This window comes from Streptomyces sp. NPDC046805, assembly GCF_040645355.1.
In the GTDB taxonomy this organism is placed as follows: domain Bacteria; phylum Actinomycetota; class Actinomycetes; order Streptomycetales; family Streptomycetaceae; genus Streptomyces.
The window spans coordinates 33,354-52,791 of the sequence record NZ_JBEYYC010000034.1 but is presented as its reverse complement, the minus strand read 5'-3'; the positions used below and the strand labels follow the sequence as shown (position 1 = coordinate 52,791).

General features: G+C 70.9%; 19 protein-coding genes and 1 pseudogene. 15 read left to right on the top strand and 5 right to left on the bottom strand.

What is annotated here, in order from left to right; translation table 11 throughout:
• Positions 1–66: 66 nt before the first annotated feature.
• A complete protein-coding gene (locus ABZ910_RS30030) occupies positions 67–1,092 on the top strand; it encodes an alcohol dehydrogenase (protein ID WP_361370979.1) in 1,026 nt (341 codons plus the stop codon).
• Between the two features lie 66 nt (positions 1,093–1,158).
• On the opposite strand, the gene ABZ910_RS30025 is transcribed toward ABZ910_RS30030, so the two are convergent.
• On the bottom strand, positions 1,159–1,716 hold the full coding sequence (locus ABZ910_RS30025) for an NAD(P)H-dependent oxidoreductase (protein WP_361370976.1): 558 nt from the start codon (positions 1,714–1,716) through the stop codon (positions 1,159–1,161).
• A gap of 111 nt (positions 1,717–1,827) precedes the next feature.
• Between ABZ910_RS30025 and ABZ910_RS30020 the strand changes: the two genes are divergently transcribed.
• Complete coding sequence (locus ABZ910_RS30020) at positions 1,828–2,508, top strand: TetR/AcrR family transcriptional regulator (protein WP_361370973.1); 681 nt, start codon at positions 1,828–1,830, stop codon at positions 2,506–2,508.
• Between the two features lie 78 nt (positions 2,509–2,586).
• Complete coding sequence (locus ABZ910_RS30015) at positions 2,587–3,621, top strand: LacI family DNA-binding transcriptional regulator (RefSeq protein ID WP_361370970.1); 1,035 nt, start codon at positions 2,587–2,589, stop codon at positions 3,619–3,621.
• A 33-nt stretch (positions 3,622–3,654) separates the two neighbouring features.
• Here the strand turns inward: ABZ910_RS30015 and trxA are convergent, their stop codons facing one another.
• Positions 3,655–4,047 carry a thioredoxin gene (gene trxA / locus ABZ910_RS30010; RefSeq protein WP_361370967.1) on the bottom strand — a complete coding sequence of 131 codons (393 nt, stop codon included), beginning with the start codon at positions 4,045–4,047 and terminating at the stop codon, positions 3,655–3,657.
• A 119-nt stretch (positions 4,048–4,166) separates the two neighbouring features.
• Here trxA and ABZ910_RS30005 point away from each other — a divergent pair, with 119 nt between their 5' ends.
• A complete protein-coding gene (locus ABZ910_RS30005; protein ID WP_361370965.1) occupies positions 4,167–5,594 on the top strand; it encodes an NAD(P)/FAD-dependent oxidoreductase in 1,428 nt (475 codons plus the stop codon).
• A gap of 80 nt (positions 5,595–5,674) precedes the next feature.
• On the opposite strand, the gene ABZ910_RS30000 is transcribed toward ABZ910_RS30005, so the two are convergent.
• The 3 genes from ABZ910_RS30000 to ABZ910_RS29990 form a co-directional block, all read right to left on the bottom strand.
• A complete protein-coding gene (locus tag ABZ910_RS30000) occupies positions 5,675–6,043 on the bottom strand; it encodes a tetratricopeptide repeat protein (RefSeq protein ID WP_361371086.1) in 369 nt (122 codons plus the stop codon).
• Positions 6,044–6,226: 183 nt separating this feature from the next.
• A complete protein-coding gene (locus ABZ910_RS29995) occupies positions 6,227–6,622 on the bottom strand; it encodes a (2Fe-2S) ferredoxin domain-containing protein (protein ID WP_361370961.1) in 396 nt (131 codons plus the stop codon).
• Positions 6,619–8,655, bottom strand: coding sequence for a heavy metal translocating P-type ATPase (locus tag ABZ910_RS29990; protein WP_361370958.1), 2,037 nt, complete (start codon positions 8,653–8,655; stop codon positions 6,619–6,621). The genes ABZ910_RS29995 and ABZ910_RS29990 overlap by 4 nt, the downstream gene beginning before the upstream one ends.
• Before the next feature lie 134 nt (positions 8,656–8,789).
• Here ABZ910_RS29990 and ABZ910_RS29985 point away from each other — a divergent pair, with 134 nt between their 5' ends.
• The 11 genes and pseudogenes from ABZ910_RS29985 to ABZ910_RS29935 all read left to right on the top strand — a co-directional run bounded on the left by ABZ910_RS29985 (position 8,790) and on the right by ABZ910_RS29935 (position 19,412).
• Entirely contained in the window at positions 8,790–9,194 is a 405-nt protein-coding gene (locus ABZ910_RS29985; protein ID WP_361370956.1) for a metalloregulator ArsR/SmtB family transcription factor, read from the top strand.
• Positions 9,195–9,436: 242 nt separating this feature from the next.
• The gene (locus ABZ910_RS29980; protein WP_361370953.1) at positions 9,437–9,625 is read left to right on the top strand and encodes a hypothetical protein; all 189 of its coding nucleotides are present in this window, start codon (positions 9,437–9,439) and stop codon (positions 9,623–9,625) included.
• Complete coding sequence (gene kdpF / locus ABZ910_RS29975) at positions 9,622–9,711, top strand: K(+)-transporting ATPase subunit F (RefSeq protein ID WP_009326374.1); 90 nt, start codon at positions 9,622–9,624, stop codon at positions 9,709–9,711. Before ABZ910_RS29980 ends, kdpF begins: the two co-directional genes overlap by 4 nt.
• 8 nt (positions 9,712–9,719) lie before the next feature.
• Positions 9,720–11,420: a potassium-transporting ATPase subunit KdpA gene (gene kdpA / locus ABZ910_RS29970; RefSeq protein ID WP_361370950.1), complete on the top strand. Its 1,701-nt coding sequence runs from the start codon at positions 9,720–9,722 to the stop codon at positions 11,418–11,420.
• The gene (gene kdpB, locus ABZ910_RS29965) at positions 11,420–13,549 is read left to right on the top strand and encodes a potassium-transporting ATPase subunit KdpB (RefSeq protein ID WP_361370947.1); all 2,130 of its coding nucleotides are present in this window, start codon (positions 11,420–11,422) and stop codon (positions 13,547–13,549) included. The genes kdpA and kdpB overlap by 1 nt, the downstream gene beginning before the upstream one ends.
• A gap of 24 nt (positions 13,550–13,573) precedes the next feature.
• Entirely contained in the window at positions 13,574–14,242 is a 669-nt protein-coding gene (locus tag ABZ910_RS29960) for a potassium-transporting ATPase subunit C (protein ID WP_361371083.1), read from the top strand.
• Positions 14,243–14,268: 26 nt separating this feature from the next.
• Positions 14,269–14,361: pseudogene (locus tag ABZ910_RS29955) on the top strand (DNA-binding response regulator); the annotation flags it as partial.
• An 89-nt stretch (positions 14,362–14,450) separates the two neighbouring features.
• Positions 14,451–15,728, top strand: a complete 1,278-nt coding sequence (locus ABZ910_RS29950; RefSeq protein WP_361370944.1) for a SpoIIE family protein phosphatase — start codon at positions 14,451–14,453, stop codon at positions 15,726–15,728.
• A 23-nt stretch (positions 15,729–15,751) separates the two neighbouring features.
• Positions 15,752–16,717 carry a cyclase family protein gene (locus tag ABZ910_RS29945; RefSeq protein ID WP_361370941.1) on the top strand — a complete coding sequence of 322 codons (966 nt, stop codon included), beginning with the start codon at positions 15,752–15,754 and terminating at the stop codon, positions 16,715–16,717.
• Between the two features lie 111 nt (positions 16,718–16,828).
• Positions 16,829–18,406: a GMC family oxidoreductase gene (locus ABZ910_RS29940; protein WP_361370939.1), complete on the top strand. Its 1,578-nt coding sequence runs from the start codon at positions 16,829–16,831 to the stop codon at positions 18,404–18,406.
• A gap of 166 nt (positions 18,407–18,572) precedes the next feature.
• Complete coding sequence (locus ABZ910_RS29935) at positions 18,573–19,412, top strand: SDR family oxidoreductase (RefSeq protein ID WP_361370936.1); 840 nt, start codon at positions 18,573–18,575, stop codon at positions 19,410–19,412.
• The last annotated feature ends 26 nt before the right edge of the window (positions 19,413–19,438 follow it).

Sequence of the window (19,438 nt, the reverse complement as noted above, 5' to 3'; positions counted from 1 at the left end):
CGCGGAACTGGTCTGCTGGTTCCCGGGGGTCCACAGCCGTTGCCGTTCCTGCCTCCGGAGACACGCATGAGTACCTACCGAGTCGCGCAGGTGCCCGCCGCCGGCGCGCCCTTCGAGATCGTCGAGCGCGAGGTGTCCAGTCCGGGCCGCGGCCACGTACGGATCGCGGTGGAGGCCTGCGGGATCTGCCACAGCGACGCCGCCTTCGTGAACGCCGGGGTGCCGGGGGTCCGGTTTCCCGACGTGCCCGGGCACGAGGCCGCGGGGCGCATCGAGGAACTCGGCGCGGGCACGCAGGACAAGGGCTGGGAGGTGGGCGACCGGGTGGCCGTGGGCTGGTTCGGCGGCAACTGCGGCTACTGCAGGCAGTGCCGGGACGGCGACTTCATCGTGTGCGACCACCTCCAGGTGCCCGGCTGGACGTACGACGGCGGCTTCGCGGACAAGATGATCGTGCCGGAGACCGCCCTGGCCCGAATCCCCGACGGGCTGGCGGCGACCGACGCGGGCCCCATGGCGTGTGCGGGCGTGACCACGTTCAACGGACTGCGGCGCAGCTCCGCACGGTCGGGTGACCTGGTCGCCGTTCTCGGGCTGGGCGGCCTCGGTCATCTGGGGGTGAAGTACGCGGTCGCCATGGGCTTCGAGACGGTGGCGATCGCCCGGGGCGGCGACAAGGCCGACTTCGCCAAGCAGCTCGGTGCGCACCACTACATCGACAGCACGGGCGGGGTCCCCGTCGTGGACGCCCTTCAGGCGCTCGGCGGCGCCGACGTGGTGCTGGCCACCGCCGGCAACTCCGACGCCATCTCCGCGACCGTGGACGGCCTCGCGCCCCGCGGTGAGCTGGTGGTCATCGGTGCCACGCCCGAGCCCATGGCGATCAGCCCGCTCCAGCTGATCATGCAGGGCCGGGTCATCCGCGGCCATCCGTCGGGAACCGCGCAGGACGTGCAGGACACCATGGACTTCAGCGCCCTGCACGGCATCCGCCCGATGATCGAGACGGTGCCGCTGGACCGGGTCCAGGAGGCCTACGACAAGATGCTCGCCGGCCGGGCACGCTTCCGCATGGTGCTCACGACCGGCTGACGCACGACGAGGGGCCGGAGCTGCCCGCACGTGCGGCTCCGGCCCCTCAGGGTGTGGCGGCCCGGGTCAGGCGGCCGCGCCCACGGTGCCGTGCAGGCGCGCGACGACCTCGGCGAGCTCGGCGGCGACCTCGGTGTCGTCGGCCGGGTGGGTCTCGGCGAAGCGGGTCATCGAGCCGGGGACGGACATCTTGACGTCCTCCAGCACCTTGCCGCCGGCGATGCCCACGGCCTTGCGGGTGTCGTCCTGCGCCCACACGCCGCCGAACTGGCCGAAGGCGGTGCCGACCACGGCGACGGGCTTGCCGGTGAGGGCGCCGGCACCGTACGGGCGGGACAGCCAGTCGATGGCGTTCTTCAGTACGGCCGGGATGGTGCCGTTGTACTCGGGGACGAAGAGCAGGAACGCGTCGGAGGCCTGCGCGGCCTCGCGCAGCTTGGCCGCGGCGGCCGGGACGCTGCCCTCGACGTCGATGTCCTCGTTGTAGAAGGGGATGTCACCCAGGCCCTCGAACAGCTCGACCTCCGCGCCCGCGGGGGCGAGCTTGACGGCGGCCTCGGCGAGCTGACGGTTGTGCGAACCGGCGCGAAGGCTGCCGACGAGCGCAAGGATGCGTACAGACATGAGAACAACTCCAAGACGATGAAACAGTGCGTCACGGTCCGAGACGATCCGGACCGTGGTCCGTTTAATGTTGTACCAGTCTAACCGGACCGCGGTCCAGTTCTGTTCCCCATGCTTTACGCTGTCTTCATGTCCCGCGCTCTGCCGCCCTTTCCGACGCCCCAGGAGCCCGTAGACGCACCGCAGTTGCTCGAACTCGGCTCCGGTGAGGACGAGCCCTGTCTGCGCGCCGACGCCGCGCGCAACCGCGCCCGGCTGCTGGAGGCCGCGGCCCGGCTCGTGAAGGAGCACGGCGCCGCGCACCTCACCATGGAGGCGGTGGCCGCGGCGGCCTCGGTCGGCAAGGGCACCGTCTTCCGCCGGTTCGGCGACCGCACGGGCCTGCTGATGGCGCTGCTGGACCACTCGGAGCGGAAGTTCCAGGCGGCGTTCATGAGCGGCCCGCCGCCGCTGGGGCCCGGCGCGGATCCCGTGGAGCGGCTGGGCGCGTTCGGCCTCGCGCTGGTGCGCCGTACCGCGGACGAGCTGGAGCTGCAGCTGGCGGCCGAGCCGAGCCCGGAGCAGCGCTTCTCCGTGGCCCCGCGCTGCGTCCTGTACACCCATGTGTCGCTGCTGCTGCGGGAGGCGGTGCCGGACGCGGACTGCGAGCTCCTCGCCCAGACGCTGCTCGGCTACCTCAATCCCGTCCTGATCCACCACCTGACGCGGCAGTGCGGGATGCCGCTGGAACGGCTGGAGGCGGGCTGGCTCGACCTCGTGGCCCGCGTGACGAGGACCGCGCCCGCCGTGTGAGCCGCGTTCGTGGAAGTGTGAACCACGTTGCCCCCGCCGGTCGTTGCGTCTTCGGCCTCTGCCAAGATGCGGTACGTCATGGTGCAGATACCGAACACGCCCTCGGCCGCGCCGCCGACGCCGCGCTCCGTCCCGACGAGCGCCGATGTGGCCCGCGCGGCCGGCGTCTCGCGCGCGACCGTCTCCTACGTCCTCAACAACTCCAGCGCGGTGCGGATCAGCGAACCGACGCGCCGCCGCGTCCACGCCGCCGCGAAGGAACTCGGGTACGTGCCCCACGCGGCCGCCCGCAGCCTGCGCGCCGGACACAGCCGTATGGTCCTGATGCCCGCCCCGGCCATCCCGGTGGGCCCGCTCTTCGGCCGCTTCGTCACCGAACTCCAGTGGGCCCTCGGCAGCCTCGACTACACGGTCGTGCAGTACGGCACCCTCGGCCTGCACGGTGACGAAGCCGCCCGCGCCTGGGCCGAGTTACGGCCCGTCGCCGTCCTCGTGCCCGGCGCCGGGCTCGGCCCGCAGGGCGTCGCCGTCCTCAAGCGCGCCGGGGCCCGGGCCGTCGTGACCTTCGGCCCCGAGCGCGTCGACGGCGCCCATGCCCTGCTGACGGACCAGAGCGGCGTCGGCCACTGCGCCGCGGCCCACCTGTACGCACGTGGCCGGCGCCGTATCGGCGTCGTCATCCCGGAGGAACCCGGCCTGGAGGTCTTCTCGCGGCCGCGCCTCGACGGCGTACGCCGGAGGCTGCGCGACACGGACGCCGTGGTGACCGGGCTGCCCCTCGCCTACGCGGAGGCGTCCGCCGCGGAACTGGCCTCCCGCTGGCGTGAGTTGGACCTCGACGGGGTGTTCGCGTACAACGACGAGTACGCGATGCTGCTGATGCGCGCCCTGCAGGACGAGGGGGTGCGCATTCCCGAGGACACCGCCGTGGTCGGCGCCGACGACCTGATGCTCGGCCGGCTGCTGCGGCCCCGGCTCAGCAGCATCCACATCGAGCTGCCGTCCGGCCGCGCACTCGCCGAACTCGTCGACCGTGCGGTGTGCGCCCCCGGCGCGCAGCCCGAGACGCACACGGTGCTGGGGGCGTCGCTGGTGCAGCGCGACTCCAGCTGAGCGTCGATCGGGCTGAACGCCGTCCGGGATGGACTACTTGCCCTCCCCGTTGCCCTGGGCCTGCGCCTGCTGGGCGGCGACCGCCTTGCGGACCTCGTCCATGTCCAGGTCGCGGGCCTGTCCGATGACGTCCGCGAGCGCGGCCTCGGGCAGCGCGCCGGGCTGCGCGAACACCGCGACCCGGTCGCGGACGATCATCAGCGTCGGGATCGACTGGATGCCGAAGGTCGCGGCCAGCTCAGGCTGGGCCTCGGTGTCGATCTTCCCGAAGACCAGGTCGGGGTTCTCCTGCGCCGCTTTCTCGTACACCGGCGCGAACTGCTTGCACGGCCCGCACCAGTCCGCCCAGAAGTCGATCAGGACGAATTCGTTGTCCGTGACCGTCTGATCGAAGTTTTCCTTGGTGAGCTCAACGGTGCTGCTCATACGGGTTACCTCTTCCTGATGTGGGGGCGAAGTCCTCGGGACAACCACAGTCGCCCACGTGCGTATTCCGCCCGCGTACCCGTGTGGCCACGACGCACACCACCCACCAGACTGAGTCCATGACGGAAACCGATTCGATCGCGTACGACGTCGTGGTGCTCGGGGCCGGGCCCGTGGGGGAGATCGTCGCCGAGCGCACCCGGGCCGGTGGCCTGACCACCGCCGTCGTGGAGAGCGAGCTCGTCGGCGGCGAGTGCTCGTACTGGGCCTGCATGCCCAGCAAGGCCCTGCTGAGGCCGGTCATCGCCCGCGCCGACGCACGCCGTCTGCCCGGCCTGAGCGAGACCGTGCAGGGCCCGCTGGACGCGGCCGCGGTCCTCGCCCGGCGCAACGAGTTCACCGGGGACTGGAAGGACGACGGCCAGGTCCGGTGGCTCGACGGCATCGGCGCCGACCTCTACCGCGGCCACGCCCGCCTCGCCGGACCGCGCACGGTCACCGTGACCGCCCCCGACGGCGGGGTGAAGACCCTCACCGCCCGGCACGCCGTCGTCGTCGCCACCGGCACCCGCGCCCGGCTGCCCGACCTGCCAGGACTCGCCGACGTGAAGCCCTGGACCAGCCGCGAGGCCACCAGCGCCCAGGCCGTGCCCGAACGACTCATCGTGGTGGGCGGTGGCGTGGTCGCCACCGAGATGGCCACCGCCTGGCAGGCGCTGGGCTCCCAGGTCACCGTCCTGGTCCGCGGCAAGGGCCTGCTGCCCCGCATGGAGCCCTTCGCCGGGGAGCTCGTCGCCGAGGCCCTCACCGAGGCCGGCGCCGACGTCCGTACCGGTACGTCCGTCGAGTCCGTGAGCCGCGAGAACGGCACCGTCGTGGTGATCACCGACCGCGGCGACCGCATCGAGGCCGACGAGATCCTGTTCGCCACCGGCCGCGCCCCGCGCACCGAAGACATCGGCCTCGACACGGTCCGCCTGGAGCCGGGCGCGTGGCTGCCGGTCGACGACGGCCTGCGCGTCACCGGCAGCGACTGGCTGTACGCCGTCGGGGACGTCAACCACCGCGCCCTGCTCACCCACCAGGGCAAGTACCAGGCCCGCGTCGCGGGCGACGCCATCGCCGCCCGCGCCTCCGGCGAACCCCTCCGGGACGGCCCCTGGGGCGCGCATGTCGCCACCGCCGACCACCACGCCGTACCCCAGGTCGTCTTCACCGACCCCGAGGCCGCTGCCGTCGGACTCTCCCTGGCGGAGGCCGAGCAGGCCGGGTACCGGGTCCGGCCCGTCGACGTCGAGTTCTCGTCGGTCGCGGGCGCCGGCCTGTACGGGGACGGCTACAAGGGCCGTGCCCGCATGGTCGTCGACCTGGACGACGAGATCCTGCGCGGGGTCACCTTCGTGGGCCCCGGCGTGGGGGAGCTGCTCCACTCGGCGACCGTCGCGGTCGCCGGCCAGGTCCCCATCAGCCGCCTCTGGCACGCGGTGCCGTCCTTCCCCACGATCAGCGAGGTGTGGCTGCGGCTGCTGGAGGCGTACCGGGGCTGAACCGCGACGGCAACGGCCGAGCGTCGCTCAGACGTCTCGGCCGTGTCAGTCGTCCCGGACACGCAGACGTCTCGGACGTCTCAGATGTCTTCGAAGCTCCCCGCGAGCGCCGAGGCGATCCGCAGATGGGACTCCGCCTCCTCGTGCCGGGCCTGCCGTTCGAGCGTGCGGCCCAGCATCAGCCGGGCGTAGTGCTCCACCGGGTCGCGTTCGACGATGGTGCGCAACTCGGCCTCGGCGCGGCGCAGTTGGGCCGAGTGGTAGTAGGCACGGGCCAGCAGCAGCCGGGGCCCGGTCTGCTCCGGCACCTCCTCCACCAGCGCGGCCAGCACGCGTGCCGCGCCCGCGTAGTCCTTGGCGTCGAAGAACTGCTGCGCGCGCTCCCAGCGCTCCGTCGCCGTTCCGTGGTCGTAGTACGTCGTGTTCGCGGTGTCGGCCGCGTTCGCCATGTTGGTCGTGTCCGCCGTGTTCACTCGAGACTCCACTCGTGACCTCCTTCGAGGTGCACAACGGGGGCCGGTGGTTCAATATTCCACTACCTTCCCCTCTGCTTCGCTCCGGAGTGCGAAGAGATCCCCGCACCCCCCGCCAGGCGCGCCCCACGCACACCGCCGACGACGGTCCGCCGCTCCTCAGTCCTCGACCGCCCGCCGAACGCGCCGGGACGGAGTGAAGGTGTACAGGTCGAGGATGTCGGGCGGGTCGGTGAGGCCGGGGCCTCCGGAGCGCACCCAGCTCACGACGTCGGCGGTGGCGTCCGGGTCGTTGACCAGTCCGAGCCAGACCGGTCGGCCACCGGCCTCGCGTCCTGCGGGGGACGGCTGTACGACGATGACGTTGGCCTGCTCGCAGGCGTCGAGGCAGTTCACGACCCTGACCTGGGCTGTCGGCCCCAACTCGGCCTTGAGCGTGGCGAGTTGACTCCTGTGGTCGACCCCGGGGATCTTGTCCGTGCCGCAGCAGCAGCCCCTGCACACGGTGATCGTGCAGCGGGGTGCCGTTTGGGGCGCGGCTTTGCGGCGGCTCACTCGGCGGCCCTCCGCCAGGCCGCCTCACGCAGCAGCCGAAGGCCGTTGAGGCCGACGATCACCGTGGAGCCCTCGTGGCCGGCGACGCCGAGCGGCAGGGGCAGGCTGCCCGCCAGGTCCCAGACCACGAGGCCGGTGATGAACACCGCGGCGATGACCAGGTTCTGCACGACCAGTGCCCGGGCCCGCCGGGACAGGGAGATCGCGGCGGGGACGGTGGCCAGCTCGTCACGGACGATCACCGCGTCGGCGGTCTCCAGGGCGAGGTCGGAGCCCGCCCTGCCCATCGCGACTCCGGTGTGCGCGGCGGCGAGCGCGGGTGCGTCGTTGACGCCGTCGCCGACGACCATCACCCTGCGCCCGGCCTGCTCCAGCTCCCTGACGGCAGCCACCTTGTGCTGCGGCAGCAGTCCGGCGCGCACGTCATCGATGCCGACCTCGGCGGCGAGGCGGGCGGCGGCGCGCGGGTTGTCGCCGGTCAGCAGGACGGGAGCGGTTCCGGTGAGGGACGTCAGCGAGGCGACGGTGGCGGCGGCCTCGGGGCGGACGCGGTCGGCGATGCCGAGGGCGCCGACCGGCACACCGTCGACCGTCACCAGTACCGCCGTCCGTCCGCCGTCCTCCAGTTCAGCGGCGAGAAGCGAGGCCGCCGGTGCCGAACCGGCGTCCGGTGTCCCGCCTGCCATGCCTGTCCCGCCTGTCGTGTCCGCCACGGCGGCCCCGCCTGCCCCGTCGAGCAGCCGGGCCGGGGCGCCGACCGCGATCGCGCGCCCGTCGACGGTGGCGGTCACCCCGACACCGGGCGTCGAGGCGAAGTCCTCGGCCACCGGCAGGCCGAGCCCGCGTCCGCGTGCCGCCTCCACCACGGCCCGGGCCAGCGGGTGCTCGCTCGGGTGCTCCGCGGCGGCCGCGAGCATCAGCAACTCGTCCTCGCCCACGCCCGATCCGCTCAGCGGCCGGACGTCGGTGACCTGCGGGGTGCCCTCGGTGAGGGTGCCGGTCTTGTCGAGCGCCACCGCGTCGACCTGTCCCAGCCGCTCCATCACCACGGCCGACTTGACCAGTACGCCGTGCCGTCCGGCATTGGCGATGGCGGACAGCAGGGGCGGCATGGTGGCGAGCACGACAGCGCACGGCGAGGCCACGATCATGAAGGTCATGGCGCGCAGCAGTGAGCCGTTGAGGCTCGCGCCGACGGCGAGGGGGACGAGGAACACGGCGAGCGTCGCGGCCACCATACCCAGGGAGTAGCGCTGTTCGACCTTCTCGATGAACAGCTGGGTGGGCGCCTTGGTCCCGGACGCCTCCTCCACCATCCGCACGATCCGGGCGATCACCGTGTCGGAGGCGTCCCGCTCGACGCGGACGCGCAGTGCCCCGGTGCCGTTCAGGGTGCCGGCGAAGACCTCGTCGTCCTTTTCCTTGGCGACGGGCAGCGGCTCACCGGTGATGGTCGCCTGGTCGACGTCGCTCGTGCCGTCGAGGACGCGCCCGTCGGCGCCGACGCGCTCACCGGGCCGTACGAGGACGACGTCGCCCACGGACAGGCTCTCGACGGCCACGAGGGCCTCGTCGCCGTCGGCGCCGATGCGGGTGGCGGTGGCCGGCGCCAGGTCGAGCAGCCCGCGCACCGAGTCGGCCGTACGGGCGGTGGCCAGCGCCTCCAGCGCCCCGGACGTGGCGAAGATGACGATCAGCAGTGCTCCGTCCATCACCTGGCCGATCGCCGCCGCCCCGAGCGCGGCGACGACCATCAGCAGATCGACGTCGAGGGTCTTCTCCCGCAGCGCCTGCAGACCCGCCCAGCCCGGCTCCCAGCCGCCGGCCGCGTACGCGAGCGCGTACAGCGGCCCCCACGCCCAGGCCGGTGCGCCGGTCAGCTGCAGCGGGAGGGCGAGGAGGAACAGCACGGTGGCCGCTGCCGCCCAGCGCGCTTCGGGCAGCGCGAAGACGCGGGTGCGCCGCCTGGGCGCACCGTCACCGCGGGGATCGGCGGTGCGGCCGGCCGGCGCCGGAGCCAGGGTGGAGGTCATCGGAACGGAAATCCTTCAATGCGGGAGGACGAGCTGACGGGCAGCCCGGAGCGGGGTGCCACGCCCCTCACCGTACAGGACCACATGAAGACACATTCATACGTTCATGGGTTCTTCTCCGTAGGATGAAGACCATGGGCCACGGAGCTGACGCCAGAACCACAGCAACCGCACGCGAGCGCCTCGAAACCGTGGGCGCCGCCGATGTGGCCGCCACGCTCCAGGCGCTGGCCACGCCCTCCCGGCTGCGGATCCTCGCACGCCTCCAGGAGGGCCCGTGCGCGGCGACGGAACTCGCCGACGCCGTCGGCATGGAGCAGTCCGCGTGCTCCCACCAGCTCCGGCTGCTGCGCAACCTCGGCCTGGTCACCGGCGAGCGCCGGGGCCGGTCGGTCATCTACGCCCTCTACGACAACCACGTGGCCGAGCTCCTGGAGCAGGCCCTCTACCACGTGGAGCATCTGCGCCTCGGCCTGCGCGACGTCCCGGACGAGGTCGCGGGTGAGGCCCCGGCCACGGTGGCGGCCGGGGCGAACTGAGCCCGACGGGTCCAGCACCTCATCCACGCGCCGGGACGGCACTCGCCGCCAGGCGGCCGGTGCGGTGCAGGCGTGCGTGCCCGCCCGTGGGCCGCGCCGGAAACATCAGCGGCGGAACCCGCTGCAACCCGGACGCGGTGATCCGTGGGCTCCGCTTCCGGCTGCTGTGAACCAGGTCAGAGGCCTTCAGCGCGGCCTGCCCATCGGTACGGACCGGCGGCCGTAAGGGCCCCGTCAAAGCCGTGGCCGTCGCCGTAAGAGAGCCGTCAACGGGCGGCCCGATCCGGCCGGATGCGCGCTTTCCTCTAAGCGTCCGTATCCGACGCACCCCACTCCAGGAGTTCGCGATGGCCGATGTGGCCTTCGTCGTCACCGTGCTCGCGGCGTTCGCGCTGATGGCACTCGTCGCCAGGGGGGTGACGAAGCTGTGACCGCCGAGAACGTCGTCGGCCTGGTCGTGGCCGTCGCCCTGCTGGGTTATCTCGTCCTCGCCCTGATCTTCCCGGAGAGGTTCTGAGAGCAGACATGAGTCCCGTCCTCGCAGGCGTGCTCCAACTGCTCGCCCTCATCGGCGCGCTGGCGCTCGCCTACGTCCCCGTCGGCACCTATATGGCCCGGGTCTTCTCCTCCCGCACGCACCTGAGAGCGGAGAAGCGGATCTACCGGTGCATCGGCGCCGACCCCGACGCCGAGATGACCTGGCCCGCCTATCTGCGCGGCGTCCTCGCCTTCTCGGCCGTCAGCATGCTGTTCCTCTACCTGCTGCAGCGGCTCCAGGGCGTCCTGCCCGGCTCGCTGGGCTTCTCCGCGGTCGACCCCGCGCAGTCGTTCAACACGGCTGTGTCGTTCGTGACGAACACCAACTGGCAGTCGTACTACGGCGAGCAGACCATGGGACACGTCGTGCAGACCGCCGGTCTCGCGGTGCAGAACTTCGTCTCCGCGGCCGTCGGTATCGCCGTCGCCGTGGCGCTGGTGCGCGGCTTCGCCCTCCCCCGAGGTCTCGGCTCCGCTCGAGCAGGGGGGACCCCCATGCGCACCGGCGAACTGGGCAACTTCTGGGCCGACCTGGTGCGCTGCACGATCCGCATCCTGGTGCCGGGCGCGGCGATCGCCGCGGTCGTGCTGGTCGCCTGCGGTGCGATCCAGAACTTCTCCGGCATCCACGAGGTCGGCCAGTTCATGGGGGGATCGCAGCAGTGGAACGGCGGCGCGGTCGCCTCGCAGGAGGCCATCAAGGAGCTGGGTACCAACGGCGGCGGCTACTTCAACGCCAACTCCGCCCACCCCTTCGAGAACCCGACGCCCTTCACCAACCTGTTCGAGATCTTCCTGATCCTGGTGATCCCGTTCTCGCTGACCCGCACGTTCGGTGTGATGGTCGGCAGCGTGAAGCAGGGGTACGCGATCCTCGCCACGATGGGCTCCATCTGGCTCGGCTTCGTGGCGCTGATGATGTGGACCGAGTTCGCGCACCACGGCCCTGCGCTCCAGATCGCGGGCGGTGCGATGGAAGGGAAGGAGGTCCGCTTCGGCGTCGGTGCCTCGTCGATCTTCGCGGTGTCGACCACGCTCACGTCGACCGGTGCGGTGGACTCCTTCCACTCGTCGTTCACCGGTCTCGGCGGCGGCATCACGATGCTGGGCATGATGCTGGGCGAGATCGCGCCCGGCGGTACCGGTTCCGGTCTCTACGGCATGCTGATCATGGCGGTGATCGCGGTGTTCATCGCCGGTCTGATGGTCGGCCGTACGCCCGAGTACCTGGGCAAGAAGATCGGCTCCCGCGAGATCAAGCTCGCCGCCTGCTACATCCTGATCACCCCGGCGTTGGTGCTTGTCTTCACCGCCGCCTCCATGGCCCTGCCGACGCCGCCGCACTCGATGCTCAACTCCGGCGCGCACGGCTTCTCGGAGGTGCTGTACGCCTTCACGTCCGCCGCGAACAACAACGGCTCGGCGTTCGCGGGCCTGAACGCGAACACGGACTGGTTCAACACGATGACCGGGCTCGCGATGCTGTTCGGTCGCTTCCTGCCGATGGTGTTCGTGCTGGCGCTGGCCGGTTCGCTGGCCGAGCAGAAGCCGGTGCCGGTCACCGCGGGCACCCTGCGCACCGAGAAGCCGCTGTTCACCGGCCTGTTGGTGGGCGCGATCCTGATCATCACCGGTCTGACGTACTTCCCGGCGCTCGCGCTGGGTCCGCTTGCCGAGGGGCTGGCGTGATGACGACCCGCACGGAAAACCACGAGGACTCGATGTCCACAGTCACTCCGACCCGGGCGCCGCACAGCGACGTCCCCACCGGGCGCGCACCCGCCGAAGGCCGTGTCGGTGCGGGCCTGTTCGATCCCAAGCAGCTCGTCAAGTCCCTGCCCAACGCCTGCCGCAAGCTCGACCCCCGGGTCATGGTCAAGTCGCCCGTGATGTTCGTGGTGTGGATCGGCTCCGTGCTGACCACCGTGTTCTCCTGCACGGACCCGGGCGACTGGTTCGGCTGGGCGATCAGCGCCTGGCTCTGGCTGACCGTCGTCTTCGCCAACCTGGCGGAGGCGGTCGCCGAGGGCCGCGGCAAGGCCCAGGCCGACACCCTGCGCAGGGCCAAGACGGACACCGTGGCGCGCCGGCTTGTCGGGAGCTCGGAAGAGCGGGTCCCCGGCACCGAGTTGACGATCGGCGACCTGGTGGTCTGCGAGGCCGGCGACGTCATCCCCGGTGACGGTGATGTCGTCGAGGGCGTCGCGTCCGTCGACGAGTCGGCCATCACCGGTGAGTCCGCGCCGGTCATCCGCGAGTCCGGCGGCGACCGTTCGGCCGTGACCGGCGGGACGAAGGTCCTCTCCGACCGCATCGTCATCAGGATCACGACGAAGCCGGGCGAGACCTTCATCGACCGCATGATCAGCCTGGTCGAGGGCGCGGCACGGCAGAAGACGCCGAACGAGATCGCGCTGAACATCCTGCTCGCCTCGCTCACGATCGTCTTCCTGCTGGCATGCGCCACGCTGCCGCCGTTCGCCGACTACGCGGGCACGCACCTGACGATGATCGTCCTGGTCGCCCTGCTGGTCTGCCTCATCCCGACCACCATCGGCGCGCTGCTGTCGGCGATCGGCATCGCGGGCATGGACCGGCTGGTGCAGCGCAACGTACTGGCCATGTCCGGCCGGGCGGTCGAGGCCGCCGGCGATGTGTCGACCCTGCTGCTCGACAAGACCGGCACCATCACCCTCGGCAACCGCCGGGCCGCCGAGTTCGTGCCGGTGCGCGGCACCACCGAGGCCGAACTCGCCGACGCCGCCCAGCTGTCCTCCCTCGCCGACGAGACCCCCGAGGGCCGCTCCGTCGTCGTACTGGCGAAGGAGAAGTACGGGCTGCGCGAGCGCCACCAGGGCGAGTTGGCGCACGCCGAATGGATCGCGTTCACCGCCCGGACACGGATGTCGGGCGTGGACGTCGACGGGCGCAGGATCCGTAAGGGCGCGGCCGGTTCGGTCGTCGCGTGGGTCCAGGAGCAGGGCGGTACGGTCGCCGAGGACGCCGATGCCATCGCCGGTCTCATCGCGGAGTCGGGCGGCACGCCGCTCCTCGTCGCGATCGAAGACGCCGACGGTGCACGGGTGTTGGGTGTCATCCACCTCAAGGACGTCGTCAAGCACGGCATGCGGGAGCGCTTCGAGGAGCTGCGCCGCATGGGCATCAGGACCGTCATGATCACGGGCGACAACCCGCAGACCGCCAAGGCGATCGCCGAGGAGGCGGGCGTCGACGACTTCCTCGCCGAGGCCACGCCCGAGGACAAGATGACCCTCATCAAGCGGGAGCAGGCGGGCGGCAAGCTCGTCGCGATGACCGGTGACGGGACGAACGACGCGCCCGCGCTGGCACAGGCGGACGTCGGCGTGGCGATGAACACGGGCACGTCGGCCGCCAAGGAGGCCGGCAACATGGTCGACCTCGACTCCAATCCGACCAAACTGATCGAGATCGTCGAGATCGGCAAGCAACTCCTCATCACCCGGGGCGCGTTGACGACGTTCTCCATCGCCAACGACGTCGCGAAGTACTTCGCGATCATCCCGGCGCTGTTCGCGGCCGTCTATCCGGGCCTGGACAAGCTGAACATCATGCAGCTGTCCTCTCCCGACTCCGCGATCCTCTCCGCCGTCATCTTCAACGCGCTGATCATCATCGCGCTGGTGCCGCTCTCCCTGAAGGGCGTGCGGTACAAGCCGGTCAGCGCCGACAGGATGCTCCGCCGCAACCTCGCGATCTACGGCATCGGCGGCCTGATCGCCCCCTTCATCGGCATCAAGCTCATCGACCTGCTCATCTCCCTCGTCCCCGGGCTGTGACTTCCTGAAAGCGTGCTGATCACCATGAACAACTCCGTGACGAACACCGCCCGGTTGCTCGGGGCCGGTCTGCGAGCCCTCCTGGTGCTGACCCTGGTGACGGGCGTCATCTATCCGCTGGTCGTGACCGGCATCGCCCAAGGGCTGTTCCACGACAAGGCGAACGGCTCGGCGATCACGGCGGGCGGCAGGGTGGTGGGCTCGTCCCTGATCGGGCAGTCGTACGACCTTCCGCCGAAGAAGGGCCGGCAGAACCCGGACGCCGACCTGAAGTGGTTCCAGGGCCGCCCGGCGAACGGCCTCGGCACCAACAGCGTCAACACGCGGTACAAGCTGCTGCTGTCCGGTGCCACCAACCTCGCCGCCGACAACAAGCAGTTGATCCAGCAGGTCGAGGACGCCAAGGCCGCCGTCGTCAAGGACAACTCGGTGCCCGGCCACACCGTCAGGGCGTCCGAGGTTCCCGCCGACGCGGTGACCTCCTCCGGCTCCGGCCTGGACCCGGACATCTCACCGGCCTACGCCGCGCTCCAGGTCCACCGCGTGGCCGCCGAGAACGGCCTGCCCGCCACCCAGGTGGAGAAGCTGGTCGAGGACCACACGGCGGGCCGGACTCTGGGCTTCATCGGCGAGCCCCGCGTGAACGTCCTCGAACTCAACATCGCACTCGAGGACCTCGCGGCGAAGAGGTGACGGCCTTGTCCGACCCACTGGGGAGCAAGGGCCTGCGAGGCTGGAGCCGCGTGCCGATTCTGGTTCTGTCCGCCCGGCAGGCGTCCGACGAGAAGGCGGGACGTGCGGCCGACTCGGGCGTAGCGGCCCTGCGTCCGGCAGCGCCGTGCGCGGCGTGGTCCTGCGGGCAGCCCAGGCGATCCCACGGGCCCACTCTTAAAGTGAAAGGGTGGACAGCCCGGCGAACGGAACGACAGAGGCGGCCACCAAGGAGGTCGACTACTCCGCGCTGTTCGCTGCCACGCCCAGCCCCTATCTGGTGCTCTCCCCGGACCTGATGATCGTCGGCGCCAATGAGGCGTACTGCCGGGCGACCGGGCGCGCTCGTTCCGATCTGGTGGGGCAGTACGTCTTCGACGCCTTTCCCGACAACCCCGACGACCCGGACTCGGATGGGATGCAGAATCTGTCGGCCTCGTTCGAGCGGGTCCTGACCACGCGAGAGCCGGATGTCATGGCCGTCCAGAAGTACGACATCCCCGTCCCAGGCAGGCCGGGAGTGTTCGAGGAGCGCTGGTGGTCCCCGGTCAACGCGCCCGTGCTCGGGCCGGACAACAACGTCTCCTGGCTCATCCACCGGGTCGAGGACGTGACCGCCTTCATCCGGGCCCGCCGCGCCCGCGGTCATCACTTCTCCGAACCTCTGAGCGAGCGCGAAGAGGTCATGGAGGCCGAGCTGTACGAACGAGCCACAGAGCTGCAGCGGCTGAACGAGGAGTTGCGTCGCGCCCACACTCGCGAGCGGCAGGTCGCCATCACCCTGCAGGAGGCCATGCTCCACTCCCCGGATCTGGCCCGGCATCCGGACGTGGCGGTGCGTTACCTGCCCGCGATCGGCTCGCTGAACGTGTGCGGAGACTGGTATGACGCCGTCGATCTGCCGGACGGCCGCTTCACCGTCGCGGTCGGTGATGTGGTCGGCCACGGTCTGGAGGCCGCCACCGTCATGGGCATGCTCCGCAGCGCACTGTCCGCCGCCAGTCGTGCGGTGCCCGGCCCCGCCCAGGCACTGGAGGTCCTCGGCCTCTACGCCCGCTCCGTGGACGGTGCGCTGGCCACCACTGCGGTGACCGCGTTGGTAGACCACCGTTCCCGGCTGATCATCTATTCCAGCGCCGGTCATCCTCCGCCGGTCCTGCTGCACTCCGACGGCACCTTCGACCTGCTGGACCAGGCCACCGACCCGCCGCTCGGCGCCCGGCCCGAGCACGTCCCGCGCCCCCAGGCCGGCATCAGCTATCACGCCGGCGACACGCTCGTCCTGTATACCGACGGCCTCATCGAGCGCCCTGACGAGGACATCTACACCGGCCTGGCCCGCCTGACCGGCACGCTCGTCCAGTGCAGGGGGCTGAACCCGGACGCTCTCGCCTCCACCCTGCTGGACCGCCTGGGAGTCAGCCACGGTGCCCGTGACGACATCGCCCTCGTCGTCGTCCGCCTCTGACGAAGCGTCCGGAGGAGCTCCCGATGACCTCGCACCAGCGGCCCGCACCCTCGCCCATACCGACACCGCACCCCCTGTCCGAAGCGGCCTTCCGTGATCTGTACCGCCGGCTGCGGGACCAGGCCCTGGAGGGCGGGGACCGGCGGCGCGGCGCGCTGGACCGGCTGACGCCCGAGCGCGTGGTGGCGGCCGCCGCCGAGGTCCGGTGCGGACGCACCGTGTCGCTGGCCGCGCCCGTCGAGACCCGGTCCGGCCCGGACGATCCGGAGCCCGCGTCCCACCGCATGACGGCGCCGACGCGCCGGGAGACCGTCGAGCACGGGCTTCACTTCGCGCGCGACCGCTTCGCCATGAACGTGCACGGCGACGTCGACAGCCACCTCGACGCGCTGTGCCACGTGATTTTCGACGGCGAGCTGTACGGCGGCGTCCCGGCGAGCACCGTGACGCCGGACGGCGCCGAGGCGCTCACCCTCGATCTGGTGCGCGACGGCATCGTCGGCCGTGGAGTCCTCCTGGACATCCCGCGCCTGCGCGGTGTGCCGTGGCTCGATCCCGGCGATCAGGTCGGTGCCGAGGACCTCGTCGCGGCCGAGGCCGCCCAGGGGACCACCGCCGGACCGGGTGATCTGCTGTTCGTGCGCGTGGGGCACCGCCTGCGGCGGCGGACCGTCGGCGCCTGGGACGTGACGCGGGCGCGGGCGGGCCTGCATCCGACGGCGATGCGCTTCGTGGCCGAGCGGCGCGTGTCGGTCCTGGGATCGGACGGCAACAGCGACGCCGCGTCCAGCGCGGTGGCCGAGGTCGCGTTCCCGGTGCATGTGCTGGCCGTCAACGCCATGGGGCTGTATCTGCTGGACTACCTGGACTTCGAGGAACTGGTGCCCGTGTGCGAACAACAGGGACGCTGGCACTTCCTGTGTGTGGTCGCCCCGTTGCGGCTGCCGGCGGCGACCGGCTCTCCGGTGAACCCGATCGCCGTTCTTTGACCGTCCGGGTGCGCAGCCGTTCCAGGTGCCGCACCGTCGTACGGCGCGTACGTTCGAAGAAGAGGAGACCCGCAACGGCCCCAGACCACGCGAGCAAGGACGGTGGTTGGCGTGGACGCCCTGCCGCGGTACGACGTCATCGTCATCGGCAGCGGTGCCGGCGGCGGCACACTGGCCCACCGCCTCGCCCCGTCCGGTAAGCGGGTCCTCATCCTCGAACGCGGCGACTACCTACCGCGCGAACGCGACAACTGGGACTCGACGGCCGTGTTCGTGAAGGGCAAGTACCGGGCTCCCGAGTTCTGGCTGGACAGACACGGCAACGAGTTCCCGCCCGAGGTGAATTACTACGTCGGCGGGAACACCAAGTTCTACGGTGCGGCGCTGTTCCGGCTGCGCCCCGAGGACTTCGGCGAACTGCGCCACCACGACGGCATCTCTCCCGCCTGGCCCGTCGATTACGACGATCTGGAGCCGTACTACACGCAGGCGGAGCACCTCTACCTGGTGCACGGCCGGCACGGCGAGGACCCCTGGGAAGGGCCGAGCAGTGCACAGTACGCCTATCCGCCGGTCGAACACGAGCCGCGCATCGAGGAGTTGAGCCGCGACCTGGAGAAGCAGGGACTGCACCCCTTCCATCTGCCGATCGGGGTCAACCTGACCCAGGACGAGGACGGCCGGGCCACCCACTCCAGCGTCTGCATCCGCTGCAACCGGGTGGACGGTTTCCCCTGTCTGGTCCGCGCCAAGTCGGACGCTCAGGTGATCTGCGTGGAGCCGGCACTGCGTTACCCGAACGTGGAGATGATCACCAACGCCCGGGTGACACGGCTGGAGACCGACGCCGCCGGGCGCAGCGTCACCACCGTCGTCGTCCAACTGCCAGGGGAGGAAGCCCGGTTCTCCGCCGACATCGTGGTCGTGTCGTGCGGGGCCGTGAACTCCGCGCTCCTGCTGCTCGCTTCCGCCAGTGACCGGCATCCGCAAGGGCTGGCGAACAGCTCGGACGTCGTCGGCCGCCACTACATGCGCCACAACAACCTCGCGTTGATGGCCGTTTCGAAGGAGCCCAACGACACCCAGTTCCAGAAGACGCTCGCCCTGCACGACTGGTACCTGGGCGCGGACGACTGGGACTACCCCCTCGGCGGGATCCAGATGCTCGGCAAATCGGACGCCGAGCAGATCCACGGCGAGGCTCCGCGCTGGGCCGGAGCGGTGGCGCCGGACATGCCGTTCGAGGTCCTGGCCCATCACGCCGTCGACTTCTGGCTGTGCGGAGAGGACCTGCCGCGGCCGGAGAATCGGGTGACCCTGGAGGACGACGGCCGTGTCCGACTCACGCTCGACGAGGGCAACAACATCGCCGCTCTGAAGCGCCTGCGGCACAAACTGCAGCAGATGCTCGGCCATCTGGGCATGCACGAGCACCGTTTGCTGTCCCGGAGCATCTACCTGCACAAGGGCATGCCGATCGGTGCCACCGCACACCAGGCCGGCACGGTGCGCTTCGGCACCGACCGTGCGTCCTCGGCCCTGGACGTCAACTGCAAGGCCCACGACCTGGACAACCTCTACGTGGTCGACACCAGCTTCTTCCCGAGCATCGGCGCGGTCAATCCGTCCCTGACGGCCATGGCGAACGCCCTCCGCGTGGGCGATCACCTGCTGGAGCGGCTGGACTGACCGTCCGCCGGCGCCAGGAGGCCCGGCCGGGCGAAGACCCTCAGCCGGGCGGCGCAGCGAGGCCCGCTCCGGTAGGCAGCCGCCCCTCTCCGATGCTTGTCTGATGGCTGGACCTCCGGGCGACGTGCCCGGCAGAGGCGGGCACGCAGTGGAGGAGCAGGACATCGTGAGTTCCACCGAGGGCGCACCCAAGGGCGTGATCCCCGCCCATCTGCTGAGGGGTCAGAAGGCACTCGTGACCGGCGCGAACTCCGGAATCGGCAAGGCGACGGCCGTCGCGCTCGGCCGGGCCGGGGCCGATGTGATGGTGAACTACGTGGCCGGCCGCGAGGAGGCCGAGAAGGTGGTCGAGGAGATCACCGGTTTCGGGGTCCGGGCGTCCGCCTACGAGGCGGACGTGTCCGACGAGGACCAGGTCGTCGCCATGATGGACCGGATGGTCCAGGAGTTCGGCACGATCGACATCCTGGTCGCCAACGCGGGACTGCAGCGGGACGCCTCGTGCACGGAGATGACCACCGCCCAGTGGCAGAAGGTCCTGGACGTCAACCTCACCGGGCAGTTCCTCTGTGCCCGTGAGGCGACCAAGGAGTTCTTGCGTCGCGGCGTCGTCCCCGAGGTGTCGCGCGCGGCCGGGAAGATCATCTGCATGAGCTCGGTGCACCAGCTCATCCCGTGGGCCGGTCACGTCAACTACGCCGCGTCCAAGGGCGGCGTACAGATGATGATGGCGACCCTGGCCCAGGAACTCGCCCCGAAACGGATCCGGGTGAACGCGGTCGCCCCCGGAGCCATCAAGACCCCCATCAACCGCAGCGCCTGGGAGACGCCGGACGCGCAGGAGGACCTCATGCGGCTGATCCCCTACAGGCGGATCGGCGACCCCGAGGACATCGCCTACGCCGTCGTCGGTCTCGCGTCCGACCTCATGGACTACGTCGTGGGCACGACCCTCTATGTCGACGGCGGGATGACGCTCTTCCCGGGTTTTGCCACCGGCGGCTGACCACCCCGCCCGCGCCGGCCCCGGAG

What these genes read in the sequence shown, in the direction of transcription:
- ABZ910_RS30030 (WP_361370979.1), top strand. Translation starts at nt 67, where the DNA reads ATGAGTACCTACCGAGTCGCGCAGGTGCCCGCCGCCGGCGCGCCCTTC.
- ABZ910_RS30025 (WP_361370976.1), bottom strand. Translation starts at nt 1,716, where the DNA reads ATGTCTGTACGCATCCTTGCGCTCGTCGGCAGCCTTCGCGCCGGTTCG.
- ABZ910_RS30020 (WP_361370973.1), top strand. Translation starts at nt 1,828, where the DNA reads ATGCTTTACGCTGTCTTCATGTCCCGCGCTCTGCCGCCCTTTCCGACG.
- ABZ910_RS30015 (WP_361370970.1), top strand. Translation starts at nt 2,587, where the DNA reads ATGGTGCAGATACCGAACACGCCCTCGGCCGCGCCGCCGACGCCGCGC.
- trxA (WP_361370967.1), bottom strand. Translation starts at nt 4,047, where the DNA reads ATGAGCAGCACCGTTGAGCTCACCAAGGAAAACTTCGATCAGACGGTC.
- ABZ910_RS30005 (WP_361370965.1), top strand. Translation starts at nt 4,167, where the DNA reads ATGACGGAAACCGATTCGATCGCGTACGACGTCGTGGTGCTCGGGGCC.
- ABZ910_RS30000 (WP_361371086.1), bottom strand. Translation starts at nt 6,043, where the DNA reads ATGGCGAACGCGGCCGACACCGCGAACACGACGTACTACGACCACGGA.
- ABZ910_RS29990 (WP_361370958.1), bottom strand. Translation starts at nt 8,655, where the DNA reads ATGACCTCCACCCTGGCTCCGGCGCCGGCCGGCCGCACCGCCGATCCC.
- ABZ910_RS29985 (WP_361370956.1), top strand. Translation starts at nt 8,790, where the DNA reads ATGGGCCACGGAGCTGACGCCAGAACCACAGCAACCGCACGCGAGCGC.
- kdpA (WP_361370950.1), top strand. Translation starts at nt 9,720, where the DNA reads ATGAGTCCCGTCCTCGCAGGCGTGCTCCAACTGCTCGCCCTCATCGGC.
- kdpB (WP_361370947.1), top strand. Translation starts at nt 11,420, where the DNA reads ATGACGACCCGCACGGAAAACCACGAGGACTCGATGTCCACAGTCACT.
- ABZ910_RS29960 (WP_361371083.1), top strand. Translation starts at nt 13,574, where the DNA reads ATGAACAACTCCGTGACGAACACCGCCCGGTTGCTCGGGGCCGGTCTG.
- ABZ910_RS29945 (WP_361370941.1), top strand. Translation starts at nt 15,752, where the DNA reads ATGACCTCGCACCAGCGGCCCGCACCCTCGCCCATACCGACACCGCAC.